The 14,930-nt window shown below is 63.9% G+C and carries 13 protein-coding genes; 6 read left to right on the top strand and 7 right to left on the bottom strand.

What is annotated here, in order from left to right; all coding sequences use genetic code 11:
* Positions 1-101: 101 nt before the first annotated feature.
* Together A3E77_RS03245 and A3E77_RS03240 are read right to left on the bottom strand one after the other, a co-directional pair.
* Complete coding sequence (locus tag A3E77_RS03245) at positions 102-587, bottom strand: hypothetical protein (RefSeq protein ID WP_293643464.1); 486 nt, start codon at positions 585-587, stop codon at positions 102-104.
* Between the two features lie 715 nt (positions 588-1,302).
* Positions 1,303-2,886, bottom strand: coding sequence for a Na+/H+ antiporter (locus tag A3E77_RS03240; RefSeq protein WP_293643463.1), 1,584 nt, complete (start codon positions 2,884-2,886; stop codon positions 1,303-1,305).
* 381 nt (positions 2,887-3,267) lie between these two features.
* On the opposite strand from A3E77_RS03240, the gene A3E77_RS03235 reads away from it, so the two are divergent.
* From A3E77_RS03235 to A3E77_RS03225, 3 genes are all read left to right on the top strand, one after another.
* On the top strand, positions 3,268-4,044 hold the full coding sequence (locus A3E77_RS03235) for an SDR family NAD(P)-dependent oxidoreductase (RefSeq protein ID WP_293643462.1): 777 nt from the start codon (positions 3,268-3,270) through the stop codon (positions 4,042-4,044).
* Positions 4,038-4,829 carry an enoyl-CoA hydratase/isomerase family protein gene (locus tag A3E77_RS03230; RefSeq protein WP_293643526.1) on the top strand — a complete coding sequence of 264 codons (792 nt, stop codon included), beginning with the start codon at positions 4,038-4,040 and terminating at the stop codon, positions 4,827-4,829. The genes A3E77_RS03235 and A3E77_RS03230 overlap by 7 nt, the downstream gene beginning before the upstream one ends.
* Positions 4,830-4,946: 117 nt before the next feature.
* Positions 4,947-6,755, top strand: a complete 1,809-nt coding sequence (locus A3E77_RS03225; protein ID WP_293643461.1) for an arylsulfatase — start codon at positions 4,947-4,949, stop codon at positions 6,753-6,755.
* Positions 6,756-6,772: 17 nt separating this feature from the next.
* On the opposite strand, the gene A3E77_RS03220 is transcribed toward A3E77_RS03225, so the two are convergent.
* Positions 6,773-7,387, bottom strand: coding sequence for a TetR/AcrR family transcriptional regulator (locus tag A3E77_RS03220; protein WP_293643460.1), 615 nt, complete (start codon positions 7,385-7,387; stop codon positions 6,773-6,775).
* Positions 7,388-7,520: 133 nt separating this feature from the next.
* Here A3E77_RS03220 and A3E77_RS03215 point away from each other — a divergent pair, with 133 nt between their 5' ends.
* A complete protein-coding gene (locus tag A3E77_RS03215; protein ID WP_293643459.1) occupies positions 7,521-9,167 on the top strand; it encodes a sulfatase-like hydrolase/transferase in 1,647 nt (548 codons plus the stop codon).
* A 177-nt stretch (positions 9,168-9,344) separates the two neighbouring features.
* A complete protein-coding gene (locus A3E77_RS03210) occupies positions 9,345-10,187 on the top strand; it encodes an amidohydrolase family protein (RefSeq protein WP_293643458.1) in 843 nt (280 codons plus the stop codon).
* Here A3E77_RS03210 and A3E77_RS03205 read toward each other — a convergent pair.
* Complete coding sequence (locus A3E77_RS03205; protein ID WP_293643457.1) at positions 10,184-11,251, bottom strand: YeiH family protein; 1,068 nt, start codon at positions 11,249-11,251, stop codon at positions 10,184-10,186. The genes A3E77_RS03210 and A3E77_RS03205 overlap by 4 nt on opposite strands.
* Before the next feature lie 191 nt (positions 11,252-11,442).
* Between A3E77_RS03205 and A3E77_RS03200 the strand changes: the two genes are divergently transcribed.
* Positions 11,443-12,447 (top strand): LacI family DNA-binding transcriptional regulator, encoded by a 1,005-nt coding sequence (locus tag A3E77_RS03200; protein WP_293643456.1) that lies wholly within the window; start codon positions 11,443-11,445, stop codon positions 12,445-12,447.
* 216 nt (positions 12,448-12,663) lie between these two features.
* On the opposite strand, the gene rplQ is transcribed toward A3E77_RS03200, so the two are convergent.
* From rplQ to rpsK, 3 genes are all read right to left on the bottom strand, one after another.
* A complete protein-coding gene (gene rplQ, locus A3E77_RS03195; protein WP_293643455.1) occupies positions 12,664-13,086 on the bottom strand; it encodes a 50S ribosomal protein L17 in 423 nt (140 codons plus the stop codon).
* 161 nt (positions 13,087-13,247) lie between these two features.
* Complete coding sequence (locus tag A3E77_RS03190; protein WP_058803170.1) at positions 13,248-14,306, bottom strand: DNA-directed RNA polymerase subunit alpha; 1,059 nt, start codon at positions 14,304-14,306, stop codon at positions 13,248-13,250.
* 100 nt (positions 14,307-14,406) lie between these two features.
* Positions 14,407-14,796: a 30S ribosomal protein S11 gene (gene rpsK / locus A3E77_RS03185; RefSeq protein WP_003040416.1), complete on the bottom strand. Its 390-nt coding sequence runs from the start codon at positions 14,794-14,796 to the stop codon at positions 14,407-14,409.
* Between the last annotated feature and the right edge of the window lie 134 nt (positions 14,797-14,930).

The following is a 14,930-nucleotide window of genomic DNA, read 5'->3' as shown; positions in this document are numbered from 1 at the left end:
GGGTTCATCAGATGGCAGGTGTTCGCTCGCGCCATGATACTTATTTCGTCTCCAATCGGGAGCGCGGCCTTGCCAGCGACCTCTCGTTGCGCCCAGGGAGATCAATGAACCCTGACATAAGGATTGGGATCGCATGCCATGATCTGCGGCATCAGTGACAGGATCTTACGCGCCATTTTGATCCGATCAGCCCGATGGTCCAACGGGATTTCCAATACCCGACAAAGTGCCGCATCGTGATAAGCGAAGCCGAAATCCGCGCCCTTGGGAACTATCAGAGCCGGTCCTTCCCTGGAAAGAACCCATACCGAGCATCGAGGCCACGTCTTCACTTTACCGTCATAGGTCTCATAAACCGCGATGTTGGCGGGCCCACGGCGTTCCTTCCCGGGCTTGAAGGCAAGCACAATCAGGTCTTTGTTGGCTTCTTTTACCGCGTGCTCAAAACCATGCTCATTCCCTGCTTCAGCAACAGTGAATGCAGCCTCTCTGAAAGGGATCCCGTCTACTTCTCGTCTAAGGGTTATCATCCTGCCGAGACAAATCAGGAAATCCATCGCAATTTCTCGATTAAAACTGGTCTTCATTCTCATTCTCCTTGGAGCTAATGTTCAAAGCTCGTCGGACGATATTATTCCGCCGACCCTGAGTTATAGGATCGTCGAAAGCTGCTACCAAGCTACTCAGAATTTTTTTTTCATTTATTCGAATTTCGATAGATCTGGGCGCAACGTAATGGGCGCCCGACCGCACCAAGGTTGACCCCACTTAGATTCTGGGATCATCATCGCGGCGCTGCTGCCTAGGTGAATGGACGTGCTTGGTCGTTGCTAAGGTAAGTTGGCGCCGCTGATTAAGGTGCAGTCGCCGCACAGGCAGTCGTTTGTTTAAGGATTAACCTAGTGGACGCGGAGCGATGGGCGATCTCTGTGGTAGGACAGGGCGTGCGAGGCGGGGTAGCTACGGGGAAAATGCCTTCATTCGAGCGAGATCAGGCGACGTGCCACGTCCGAATTACGGCTACCGCACGGCTGTCACAGCGCGCAGCAAAAGACCCTGAGCGCCTGCATGGGAACGCCGCACCGATGTTCTATTGCGGTTGGTCTGTGATGCCACTAACTGTAGCCAGTGAGTGTAGCCAGTCGCAACTGGTGCCACGCGAAATTGGCCGAAAACAGGGCTTTTTGGGGTGCAGCTTTTCCTTAGGTGAGGTTCCTGCCGCCCCAGCCAGCCGGTGCGAATCATCGAAATCGAATGCCGATGACGGCGGCAGGCCGGGGCGGGGCAAGCCGGGCGGCCGCGCTATTCGCCGCGCTGCAACGTCATGGCGAGTTCCTCGACGTCGAGGTCGCGTTCGAGCTCGTGGAGCACTTCATCCTCGATCAGCCCCGCGCGGTGGATGCGGATCAGTTCGGCGCGTCCCGCGGCGATCGCCTTCAGCAGCACGTCGAAATGCGGACGCAGATTATCCATTTCGGCGCTGGCATCCTGTTCGTACCGTTCCATGAACCGCATCCGTTTGCGATGCTCTTCGAGCATCTGCGGATGGACGAGCGTGCCGTCGGCGTCATAGGCCAGTTCCTCGATAACGGCCAGCCGTGCCCGTGCCATCGCCGCTTCGGCGGCGGGCATCGCCATTTTTGCGGGCGGATCGGCATCGACGGGCTGGATCTGGCGGATCAGCGCGCCCAGGCTCGATCCTTGTACGACGACGGTAGCGAAGATCACCGCAAAGGCACAGATCAGCATCATGTCGCGGCCCGGCATGTCGATCGGTAAGGTTAGCGGCACCGCCAGCGTCACGACGCCGCGCATCCCCGCCCAGCTCAGCACCGTCGCCTGTCGCCAGCCGAGCGGCCGGGCGCGTTCGATTCCCAGCTTGCGCGCGAGGCCCAAGATCGCTTCCGATCCGAATATCCAGATGAAGCGCGCGGCGGCGACGGTGATGACCACGGCGACGATCACGCTGATCATCGACATCGGAATAGCCCCGATCCCGCCGATCCGCTCGATCGCGCCGCGCAGCGAAAATCCGATCAGGATGAAGACGAGTGCTTCGAGGACGAACACCAGGATCTGCCACGCCGAACTGGCGCGAAGGCGCACGTCCGCCGGCAGGATCACATGCTGATACCAGCCCAGGGCAAGGCCCGCGGTAACGGTCGCGATCACCCCCGACACATGCACCGCCTCGCCGGCGAGATAGGCGGCCCAGCACAGCAATATGGTGATGAGCATGATCAGCATCGGGTCGCGCAACCGCTTGGCAAGGAATATCCAGCCCGCGGCAACGGCTGCGCCGACGCCCGCTCCGCCGATCGCGACGACCGCGAAGCTCTGCACCGCCTCGCCGGTATGGAAGACGCCGCTGAGCGTCGCCGCGACCGCGAAGCGGAACAGGATCAGGCCGGTTGCATCGTTGAGCAGGCTTTCGCCCTCCAGCAATGCTTCGAGCCGGCGCGGCAGATGCACCCCCTTCAGCACCGCGCGCGCCGACACCGCATCGGGCGGCGAAACGATCGCGCCGAGCGCGAAGCAGGCGGCCCACGGCAGATCGGGGATGATCCAGCGCACGACCACCCCGACGACAAGGGTGGTGAAAACCACCGCGCCGACGGCCAGTGACAATATGCCGGGGAGGTGGCGCCGAAAACGTCCGAGCGCCGTGTAATAGGCGCCATCCATCAACAGGGGCGGCAAGAACAGGACAAGCGCGAGTTCGGGGTCGAGCGAGATGGCCGGGAGGCCCGGCACAAAGGCGAGCGCGCCGCCGCCGACGAGCAGCGCCGTGGCAGGCGGCCAGCGCAGCTTCAGCGCCAGCCAATGCAGCCCGATGACAAGGACCAGCAGGGCGAGGACCAGCTCGAATGCTTCGACGGCATGCACGGCTAATTCCGGTCCACGGCGATGCCAGGCGGCGACGATAGCATGATGCGGCCCCTCAATTTTCTTTCCATCCCACGACCGCATGTGTGGCGCCCTTTGCGGCGACGATCAATGCCGCAGATGCTGTGGACGCAGAGTCTGCAAACCGCGGGTGCTGCGAAGAGGGGCGTTGCGGCGGGACCGCGAATGGGAACCCTTTATCCCCCGTCCGCCGCACTCGGCAGCCGCGACGGGGGATGAGGTTGGTTGTGCACAAAAAGAACAATAGGGGAACAAAGTGGCGGCGTCAACCCCGGCGTGACGATTTTCCATCGGCACTCGCCCAGTTGACGTAAACGTCACTCCAGACCAATGCATAGGAAACGAAGGAAAGGGACGATCATGGCCGCTGAACCGAATTTCGATCTGTCGGGACGCGTCGCGCTGGTCACCGGCGCATCGTCGGGGCTCGGCGCGGGGTTTGCCAAGGCGCTCGCCGCGGCGGGGGCGAAGGTGGTGCTCGCCGCGCGGCGTGGCGACAAGCTGGCCGAACAAGTCGCGGCGATCGAGGCCGCTGGCGGACAGGCGATTGCGGTGAGCATGGACGTCACCGACGAGACGTCGACGATCGCGGCCTATGACGCCGCCGAGGCGGCATTCGGCACTGTCGACACGATCGTCGCCAATGCCGGCGTCGCGACCGAAAAGATGGCGATGAGCCTGTCGGCGGCCGATGTCGATTTCCTGCTCGCCGCCAATGTTCGCGGGGTCTTCCTGACCGCGACCGAGGGCGCCCGGCGTCTCGACAAGGCGGGTAGCCGCGAGAAACAGCATGGGCGCGTCGTCCTGATCGGTTCGATCACTGCCGAAAAAATCTTTCCGGCAACATCGGTCTATGGCGCGACGAAGGCGGCGGTCCGGCATCTGGGCAAGGCACTGGCGCGCGAATGGGCACGGCGCGGGATCAGCGTCAACGTGATCCAGCCCGGCTATTTCGAATCCGAAATGACCGCCGACCTGTTCGACAGCGATGTCGGCGCGGCGATGGTCAAAAGTTTTCCGCGCCAGCGGATGCGCCCGCCGAGCGATCTCCATGCGCCCCTGCTGATGCTGTGTTCCGACGCCGCGCTGGGCATCACGGGCAGTGTGATCACCGTCGACGATGGGCAGACATTGTGAGCGAACTGCTGATCGAGGCGCGCGGCGCGGTCGAGATTGCGACGCTCAACCGGCCCGCGCGGCTCAATGCGTTGAACGAAGGACTGGTCGACGAACTGAACAGCTATTTCGGCGGGCTGGCCGAGCGGCCCGAGGTGCGCGTGGTCGTCCTGCGCGGCGCGGGGCGCGGGTTTTGCGCCGGGCTCGACATCCAGGAGGACCGGTCGAGCGACGAAACACCGGTGCTGCGCACGCTGCGCACCCAGACGCGCATCGGCAATATCTATCGCAAGATGCGCGCCTGCCCGCAGCCGGTTATCGCGCTGGGGCACGGCGCGGCCGCGGGCGGCGGACTGTCGCTGCTGCTGGCGTCCGATGTCCGGTACGCGGCGCCCTCCTTTCGATGCAACGCTGCCTATATCCGCATCGGTCTGGGCGGATGCGACATGGCGTCGAGTTATTTCCTGCCGCGCCTGGTCGGCGCCAGCCTCGCGTCCGAAATGATCCTGACCGGCCGTTTCATCGACGCAGACCGCGCGCTGCGCGCCGGGCTGGTCAGCGAGATCGTCGAGGAGGATGCGCTGCTCGATCGCGGCCTTGCCCTGGCCGACGAGATGCTCGCGACCGCACCGCATGGCCTGCGCCTTTCCAAACAGGCGCTGAATCTCAACATCGATGCGCCGAGCCTTGAAGCGGCGATGGCGATCGAGGATCGCCAACAGGTGATCCTTTCGGCGACCGAGGACCATCGCGAAGCCCTCGCCGCCTTCCTCGAAAAACGCGCGCCGGACTATCGCGAGCGGTAAGGATGGGCGCGCGCCATCCGCCCCGCAACCTCCCCATTGACTCGCCAATATATTGACATAGTAAGTGCCATATCCCGAGGGGGTGGGAGTGATGGCAGTGCGCAGGAGGACCACTAAATGCCGGGTCGCTTAGGCGGGTCCCGGCGCGCTGCCATCATCCTGTTCGGCGCGCTGGTCGCTGCTTTTCCGGTTCAGGCGCAGCGCGCGGAAAGCGCCACGCCGCGGCATCCGAATATCGTGATCCTGCTTGCCGACGATTGGGGCTTTTCCGATGTCGGGGCCTTCGGGTCCGAAATTGCGACCCCGCATATCGACGCGCTGGCGAACGCGGGGATGCGCTTTTCAAACTTCCATGTCGCGGGGTCCTGTTCGCCGACGCGCGCGATGTTGCTGACCGGGGTGATGAACCACCGCAACGGGCTCGGCAACATGCCCGAAACCATCCCCGACGAACATCGCGGCAAGCCCGGATATGATACGGTGATGAACCACCGCGTGGTGACGATGGCCGAACTGTTGAAGGCGGCGGGTTACCGCACCTATCTGACGGGCAAATGGCACCTTGGCAGCGACCGGACCCGATTGCCGCACGCCCGCGGATTCGATCGTGCCTTCAGTCTGGCCGACGCGGGGGCCGACAATTTCGAGCAGCGCCCGATCGAAGGCCTGTACGACCAGGCCAATTGGACCGAAAATGGCAAGCCCGCGACGCTGCCCAGGGATTATTATTCGTCGCGTTTCGTCGTGCAGCGGATGATCGATTACATCGAGGCCGACCGGGACAGCGGCAAGCCCTTCCTCGCGTCGGTCAACTTCCTCGCCAACCATATTCCGGTGCAGGCGCCCGACAGCGACATCGCGCGTTATTCGGCCATGTACCGGGATGGCTGGACGGCGCTGCGCGCGGCGCGGGCGAAGCGCGCGGCGGCAATGGGCGTGATGCCGGCCGGGGCGCCGCTGGTGACGATGCCCACGACCCCCGACTGGGCCAGCCTGACGACCGACGAACGCGCCGCGGCGGTGCGGGTGATGCAGGCCTATGGCGGCATGGCGACCGCGATGGACCGCGAGGTCGGACGCCTCGTCGCGCACCTGAAGGCGACGGGCGATTATGACAACACGATCTTTGTTTTCCTGTCGGACAATGGCGCCGAGCCGACCAACCCGTTCCAGAGCCTGCGCAATCGCCTGTTCCTGGGGCTTCAATATGATCTGTCGACCGCGAATATCGGCCGGCGCGGCAGCTTTGCGGCGATCGGCCCCGGCTGGGCAAGCGCCGCGTCTTCACCCCTGTCGGGATATAAGTTCAGCGCGACCGAGGGCGGGCTTCGCGTTCCGCTGATCATCGCCTGGCCGGGCAGCGCACGCGTCCGCGCGGGAGGGATCAGCGATGGGCTTGCCCATGTCACCGACATTCTGCCGACGCTGACCGACCTTGCCGGTGTGCCGGGTCATGGCGGCGACTGGCGCGGCCGAACGGTCGAGCCGGTCACCGGGCGCAGCCTTGCGCCCATGCTGGGCGGTGCGGCGGGCAGCGTCCATGGCGACGCCCCGCTGGGTTATGAACTGTCGGGCAATGCGGCGCTGTTCCGCGGCGATTACAAGCTGGTGCGCAACCTCGCGCCGACCGGCGATGGCCGCTGGCGGCTCTACGACCTGAAAACCGACCCGGGCGAGACACGCGACCTGGCCGCGGCGATGCCCGACCGTTTTGCCGCGATGATGGCCGATTACCGCGCCTATGCAAAGGCGAACGGGGTGCTGGATATGCCCGCGGGCTACACGGCGGACGAACAGATCAACCGTTATGCGTTTGAACAGCAGGGCCGGAAACGGCTGATCCGGATCGGGCTGTGGGCCGGGGGGATCATCCTGCTGCTGGCGGGGCTCGTCTGGGGCTTTCGTCGCCGGCGCCGCCGGGTCTAGGGTCAGGACCCCAGCGCTTAAGCCTCTTCGACGATCCTTGCCATCACGGCTTCGACCATCTGCCCCATCACCGTCCCCGCCTCGTCCGCGGACAGGCTCTGGTCGTGGCGCAGGGTGCGCCAGGTGTGGAAGGACAGCGCAGCACACAGCGCCTCGACCCCGATGCGGTCGTTGCGCACCGAAGCGGGGAGCAAACGGACGATCAGTTCGCGCTCCAGCATCACGACGCGGCTATATTGGCCCATCAGGAAGGGCGATTGATATCGTTTGATGTTGGCGGCAAGGCGAAAGGGCAGTGTCGTCTCGAACACATCGACGCGGCGGCGCACCAGTTCGCCGATGTTGGCGCGCCATGGCTGGTCGGGATAGGGCGCCATCACGATCGGCATCACGCGCTCGGTGATCGTGCGCGTGATTTCGGCGTACAACGCGTCCATGTCGTCGAAATGTCGAAATACGGTGCGCAGCCCGATGCCGGCCTCTTCGGCGACCCGCGCCGCGCTTGGCGACAAATCGCCCGCGACGATCAACTCCATCATCGCCTCGACAATGCGCCGGTAGCTTGACCGTCCGCGTTCGCGTCGGCCGTCGATGCGTTCGGGCGTCGCCTTTGAAGCGGTCGATTTCCTCACCCTTGTTTCCATGGTCCCCTGCTGACGCCCGTTGACGTCCAGGTCAAACAATCTTGCGTGTCACCCAATATAATGACACATATAGTGTCAATAGTTGACTACTTGCCGACAGCGCGGAAAATAAGGGATGAGGATGAAGAAAAGGTGGGTCGCGCTCGGCGTGCTGGCACTGGCGGGGGCCGGTGGATATTGGGCGTTCGAGGCGAATAAATATCGTCTGCCCGGTATGATCCAGGATTGGCGCAATCCGGTGCAGCCGAACCGGGCGGTGGCATGGCAACAAGGACCGGCGCAGGTGGCCGCCGACCCGGCGGGAGGCAAGCGGCCGCCCAACGTCATCCTGATCGTCGCCGACGATCTGGGTTATAACGATATCAGTCTGAACGGCGGCGGGGTTGCGGGGGGGATCGTCAAGACCCCGAATATCGACGCACTCGCGCGCGAAGGGGTCAATTTCACCACCGCCTATGCTGCCAATGCGACTTGTTCGCCGTCGCGCGCCGCGATGATGACGGGACGCTATCCGACGCGCTTCGGGTTTGAATTTACTGCGGTGCCGGTCGAATTTGCCGAAAATCTGGCGCACGGCGAAGGCGTCGGCCCGCACCGCGCGATCTTTCATCAGGAACTGATCACCCCCGACATCCCGGCCTATCCCGACATGGGCGTTCCCGCCGGCGAGGTCACGATCGCAGAGGCGGTGAAGGCTGCGGGTTATCACACGCTGCACATCGGCAAATGGCATCTTGGCGAATCGCCGGAACTCCAGCCGCAGAGCCAGGGCTTTGACGAAAGCCTCGCGATTCTGGCCGGCGGCGCAATGTTCCTGCCGCAGGATGACCCCGCCAGCATCAACGCCAAGCTGGCGTGGGACCCGATCGACCGCTTTATCTGGGCCAATCTGCGCCACGCGGTGACCTTCAACGGCAGCAAGCGTTTCCAGCCGAAGGGGCATATGACCGACTATTTCGCCGACGAGGCGATCAAGGCGATCGAAGCGAACAAGAACCGGCCCTTCTTTATGTATCTCGCTTTCAACGCCCCGCACACGCCGCTACAGGCCACGCGGGCCGATTATGACCGGCTGCCGCAGATCAAGGACCACAAGACGCGCGTCTATGGCGCCATGATCGCACAGCTCGACCGCCGCATCGGTGATGTGATGGCAAAGCTGAAACAGGCAGGCATCGACGACAACACGCTGGTCATCTTCACCAGCGACAATGGCGGGGCCTGGTATAATGGGATCCCCGACTTGAATGCGCCCTTCCGCGGCTGGAAGGCGACCTTTTTCGAGGGAGGCATTCGCGCGCCGCTCTTCATGCGCTGGCCCGGGCGCATCGCGCCCGCGACCGAACGGGACGACGTGACGGGCCATCTCGACATCTTCGCGACCATAGCCGCCGCCGCGGGGGCAAAATTGCCGCAGGGGCGGACGATCGACAGCGAGGATATACTGGCCGGACCCGCCAAACGCCCGGCGATGTTCTGGCGTTCGGGCGATTATCGCGCTGTGCGCGCTGGCGACTGGAAATTGCAGGTGACAAGGCGGCCCGAAAAGGCACGGCTCTATAACCTCGCCGCCGATCCGACCGAGCGCCACGACCTGGCCGCCACCGACCCGCAGCGCGTGGCACAGCTCAGTGCGATGATCGAGGCGCAGAACCGGGGGATGGCGAAACCAATCTGGCCCGGCCTCATCGAAGGGCCGGTGCGCATCGACGTGCCGCTGAACGCGCCGTGGAAAGACGGACAGGATTATATCTACTGGACCAACTGACGCCGACGGTTTGTGAAGCATCGGCGCCGTGGGGCAGGGCGCGAGGATGGCAAGTAGATAAGGTTCCAACGGCGGCGGCCACCGCCGTCGACAGGCAATTGGCGGCAGCGTCGCTTTGTGGCAGGTCGTGGGCATCCCTATTTCCCGCGCCCCCATTCCCTGCGCACTGGAGACATCATGCGAGCCCTGCTGCTTTCGATTGCCCTGCTGACCCCCGCTGTCCCCGTCGCTGCGCAGGACGGCGTCGTCGACACCCACGTCCACCTGCATATGGGCCAGGCGTCGCTCGATGCCTATCGGGCGCAGTTGAAGGCGGCGGGCCAATCGGTCGATGCCTTCGGCGCAATGTGGTTCGGCGGTCCGAACCAGGCGTTGGCGGGCAACCCCGCGGACATCGCCCGACGTAACGACGCGCTGATCGCGCTTGCGGCAAAAAATCCCGACATGATCGCGATCGCGACGGTTCATCCCTATGACGGCGACGCCGCGCTCGCCGAGGTCGATCGCGTCGCCGCGCTCGGCGTGAAGCTGCTCAAAATCCATCCGCACACACAGAAATTCGACGCCGCCGACCCGCGCGTGCTGGCGCTGGTCCAACGTGCGGGTGCGCGGGGGATGATCGTCGTGATGGACAATGCGAGCATCGTTCCGGCCGATAATGAGAAACTCTTCAATCTTGCGCTGGCCGCGCCGAAGACGAAGTTCATCTTCGGCCATATGGGCGGGCTCGGCTTCCGCTTCTGGAACATCCTTGCTCTTGCGCGCACCGCGGAAAACCTGTTCGGCAACAATATCTATTTCGACATTTCGGCGAGCGTGATCCTTGCCGCCGATTCGCCGATCGAGGCCGAATATGTCTGGACGATCCGAAATGTCGGGGTCGATCATGTGCTGCTCGCGTCAGACTTTCCGCAAATCTCGCTCCCGAAAACGCTCGAGGCGTTCGCGAAGCTCGACCTCACCGACGAGGAACGCGCAAAAATCCGCTCGGGCAACGCCCGGAAACTGCTCGGCCTCTAAACGATCGCGAGCGAGAAGAGCAGCGAAGCGGCAAAACTGGTCAGCGAGGCGAGCAGCACCGGCACGCCGGCGCGCCATCCCATGTCGAGCAGCAGGTCCATCCGCGTCCGCATCGCGGTTGCCGTGACCGCGAGCAGCAGCAGCGCCTTCGACGCCGTCAGCGCGCCGCCGCGCACGACATCGGGGATCGGTGCCAGGCTGTTCAGCGTCACCATCGCAAAGAAAGCGACAATGAACCAGGGCAGGGCAAGGCGGCGCCAGATCCGCTGCTCGCCGCCATCTTCGGGCCTCAGCAACAGCCCGACGAGTGCGACGACGGGGGCGAGCAGCGCGACGCGCGCCAGCTTGACGATCGTTGCGCTCGCCCCGGCGGCGTCGGAAAAGGCGTAACCGCCGCCGATCGCTTGGGCGACGTCGTGGACCGATGCGCCGATCAGGAATCCCGCCTGCGCATCGCTGAGCCCGAACCGCGCGGCAAGCAACGGATAGAGGGTCATGGCGAGCGCACTCGCGAGCGAGACGCCGACGAGGGTCAGCGCAAACTGGGCTTGCGGCAACCGCTGCTTTCCGATCACGCCATATAGCGCGAGCGCCGCGCTCGCGCCGCAGATCGCCGTCGCGCCGCCCGCGAGCAGGCCTGCATAAGCGGTCTGCCCCGACAATCGCGCGCCGACAAATCCTGCCCCCATGGTCACGCCCATGATGACGATCAGCGCCGCGAACGGCACCGGCCCGAGCACCGCGATCTGCATGAACGTGACTTGCAGCCCCAGCACGACGATGCCGAGGCGCAGAAAGCTGCGCGACGCAAAGTCGAGCCCGCGGTGCGTCGCCTCGTTCGCCGCGATAAAGTTGAGCGCGAGGCCGACGAGCAGGCCGAGAAGGATGATCGGAAAGCCATAATGGTCCGACAGCCACGCCGCCGCCCCCGACGCTGCGGCGCAAGCGGCCAGCCCAGGGAACAGGCTGCTCTTCGGCGCCGTTCCGGCCATCGTCTGGGCCAGATGCAATTCGCCGAAAAGGTCGCCGCCGCTCGGCAGATTGTTCCAATGCGCGTGGCGCATCGCCGTCAGCTCATTTCTGTCTAACGCTGTCATAGGGTCGGGCCATATCGCCAAGCGAGGCGAGGGCGCAAGGCTTCTCTTGCGGAGCTGGACGCGACGCGCCAAAGCAGACAGCGTGGTCAGCAGGGCCGGACGGGGAGAAGCGGAGCCGTGACAGCGATTTTCCAGCCGGGAATGGAGCGGCCCAGCGCATGACGCGCGCGACGATCAAGGATGTCTCGCGCGTCGCTGGCGTGTCGATCAAGACCGTGTCGCGCGTGCTCAACAAGGAACGCTATGTCAGCGACGACATGCGGCAAAAGGTCGAGGAGGCGGTCGCGCGGCTGAACTATCACCCCAGCCTCGCCGCGCGCACGCTCGCCGGGCGGCGCTCGTTCCAGATCGGGCTGATCCATGACAATCCCAGCCCCTATTATATCTTCAACATGCAGGCGGGTGTCGGTCAGCGATGCCGCGAAGCCAATTTCCGCATGATCATCCAGCCGTGCGACATCAATTCGCCCGGCCTTGTCGACGACATCGGCGCGCTGATCGACCAGGCGCAACTCGACGGCATCATCATGACTCCGCCGGTGACCGACGTCGGCACCGCGCTCGCCGAATTGTTCCGCCGCAAAATCCCCGTCGTGCGCGTCCAGCCGGGGACCGATCTGACCGCGACGTCCGCGGTTTACATCGACAATGTGCAGGCCGCCGACGACATGACCGCCTATCTCATCTCGCTGGGACATCGGCGGATCGGGCTTGTCACCGGCCACGCCAATTATTTCGCCAGCGGCCAGCGCCTTACCGGCTACCGGCAGGCGCTCCAGCGCGCGGGCATCGGCTTCGACGCGGCACTCATCCATCCCGGCCAGTTCGATTTCCAGTCGGGCGCGGCCGCCGCCGAAGCTCTGTTCGCGCTGCCTGAACCGCCCACCGCGATCTTTGCCAGCAGCGATGAAATGGCGGCGGGGGTTCTTGCCGCTGCGCACCGCATGGGCATTTCGGTGCCCGACCAGCTCTCGGTCGCGGGCTTCGACGATACCGATCTGGCGCAGGTCGTCTGGCCGTCGCTCACCACGATCCGCCAGCCGATCCGCGACCTCGGCTATGCCGCCGCCGACCTGCTGCTCGAATTCGGCGAGACGATCGAGCGGCGGCAGCTTCCGCACGAACTGATCGTGCGCGGGTCGACGGCGGCGCCGAAGGGCTGAAACAGACCGAAAGCGGACCCTGTTTCTTCGTCATCCCGGACTTGATCCGGGATCCATCACGGCGCCGAAGTCATAGACCCCGGATCAAGTCCGGGGTGACGAAAGACGGCCAGCGAACGTCAACTTTCCATCCCCAAGCAGCCGCGGCCGCTGCGCATGAAAAAGGGCGGCAGTCCTTGCGGACGCCGCCCCTGATCCTGTGCAAGGAGGTGAAGCTTATGCTTCTTCCAGTGCCTCGTCATATTGTTCGACGGGGCCCGAATCCTGGCCCTTGGCATCGACATCGCGGTCGACGAATTCGATGATCGCGATCGGCGCGGCGTCCGAGGCGCGGATGCCGGCCTTGATCACGCGGGTATAGCCGCCGTTGCGGTCCTTGTAGCGTTCGGCGAGGACGTCGAACAGCTTCACGAGCTGCGCATCGTCCATCAGGCGGCTCATCGCGAGGCGGCGGTTGGCAAGGCCCCCGCGCTTGGCGAGCGTGATCAGCTTTTCGATATAGGGACGCAGTTCCTTCGCCTTGGCGACGGTCGTCGTGATCTGCTCATGCTTGATGAGCGAGGCCGACATGTTGCGGAACAGGGCCGTGCGGTGCGCGCTCGTGCGCTGAAGTTTCCGGCCACCCGATTTATGACGCATAATATATTCCTTCGTTCGTTAAAGGCCCGTGTGAGGTAGCCCAGACCAGGTCGATTGCGGGCCGACCCTTTCCCGAAATCGTCATCCCAGCGAAAGCTGGGATCGCTCGCGGCACGATGCCACGATAGCGGCCCCAGCTGTCGCTGGGGCGACGGCTATCTTTAGCCGAGAAGTTCCTGTTCGAGCTTCTTTGCCATTTCCTCGATATTCTCCGGCGGCCAGCCGGGGATGTCCATGCCCAGGCGCAGACCCATCGACGACAGTACTTCCTTGATTTCGTTCAAGGATTTACGGCCGAAGTTCGGGGTGCGGAGCATTTCGGCTTCGGTCTTCTGAACGAGATCACCGATGTAGATGATGTTGTCGTTCTTGAGGCAGTTCGCCGAACGGACCGACAGTTCGAGCTCGTCGACCTTCTTGAGAAGGAAGCGATTGAGCTGGTTGACGTCCGATTCATCGGCGGTGGTCGGCGATGCCGCCATGCCGATGAGGCCGCTGTCGTTCATCGCTTCTTCAAAGTGGACGAAGACCTGGAGCTGGTCCTGGAGGATGCGCGCGGCGTAAGCGACGGCGTCTTCCGGGGTCACCGTGCCGTCGGTTTCGACGGTCAGGTTCAGCTTGTCATAGTCCAGTTCCTGGCCGATGCGGGCATTGTCGACCTTGTAGGCGACTTGGCGCACGGGCGAGTAGAGCGAGTCGACCGGGATCAGGCCGATCGGCGCGTCGACCGGACGGTTGGCGGTTGCGGGGACATAGCCCTTGCCGGTGTCGGCCACGAGTTCCATGTTCAGCGTCGCCCCGTCGTCGAGGTGGCAGATGACGTGGTTCGGGTTCATCACCTTGATGTCACCCGACACCATGATGTCGCCGGCCTTGACCGTCGCGGGGCCGGTGGCCGAAAGCTGGAGCCGCTTCGGGCCTTCGCCTTCCATCTTGAGCGCGATCTGCTTCACGTTGAGGACGATGTCGGTGACATCTTCGCGCACGCCGGCCAGGCTCGAGAATTCGTGCAGGACGTTCTCGATCTTGATCGACGTGATAGCCGCACCCTGGAGCGACGAGAGCAAAACGCGGCGCAGCGCGTTGCCGAGCGTCAGGCCGAAGCCGCGCTCGAGCGGTTCGGCGACGAAGGTCGCCTTGCGCTTGCCGTCGCTGCCAGCCTTGATTTCCAGGTTGCTGGGCTTCTTCAATTCCTGCCAGTTCCGGATATTGACAGTCATGGATTTCCCTTTGCTTTGAGCGGGACGGGTGGGGGTCGGCCACCTGTCCAGCGAGGATTTTATACGGGCGGCGCTCCGGCGGAGCGTGCCCGAAGAGACGTCAGACGCGGCGGCGCTTTGCCGGGCGGACGCCGTTGTGCGGGATCGGCGTCACGTCGCGGATCGACGTGATGTGGAAACCGACCGCCTGCAAGGCGCGGAGGGCCGATTCACGACCGGCGCCGGGGCCCTTGACTTCGACTTCCAGCGTGCGGACGCCATGTTCGGCGGCCTTCTTGCCGGCGTCTTCGGCGCAAACCTGCGCTGCATAGGGGGTCGACTTGCGGCTGCCCTTGAAACCCATCATGCCGGCGCTCGACCAGGCAATCGCATTGCCCTGTGCGTCGGTGATGGTGATCATCGTGTTGTTGAAGGTCGCGTTGACGTGGGCCACACCCGACGAGATATTCTTGCGTTCGCGCCGACGAAGGCGCTGCGGTTCACGAGCCATTTTGAATTCCTAATCCTAAATCCTGAACGGCCGGGGCGCTATGACGAGAGCGGCCTCCGGCGGAGAAATAAGGAAAATCGTCCCCCGGACGATTTTCTGATCTTATTTCTTCTTGCCGGCGATCGGCTTGGCCT

The organism is Sphingopyxis sp. RIFCSPHIGHO2_12_FULL_65_19, from assembly GCF_001830555.1.
Taxonomy (GTDB): domain Bacteria; phylum Pseudomonadota; class Alphaproteobacteria; order Sphingomonadales; family Sphingomonadaceae; genus Sphingopyxis.
The sequence above is the reverse complement of the archived record's forward strand: the minus strand, read 5'-3'. Positions and strand labels throughout refer to the sequence as shown.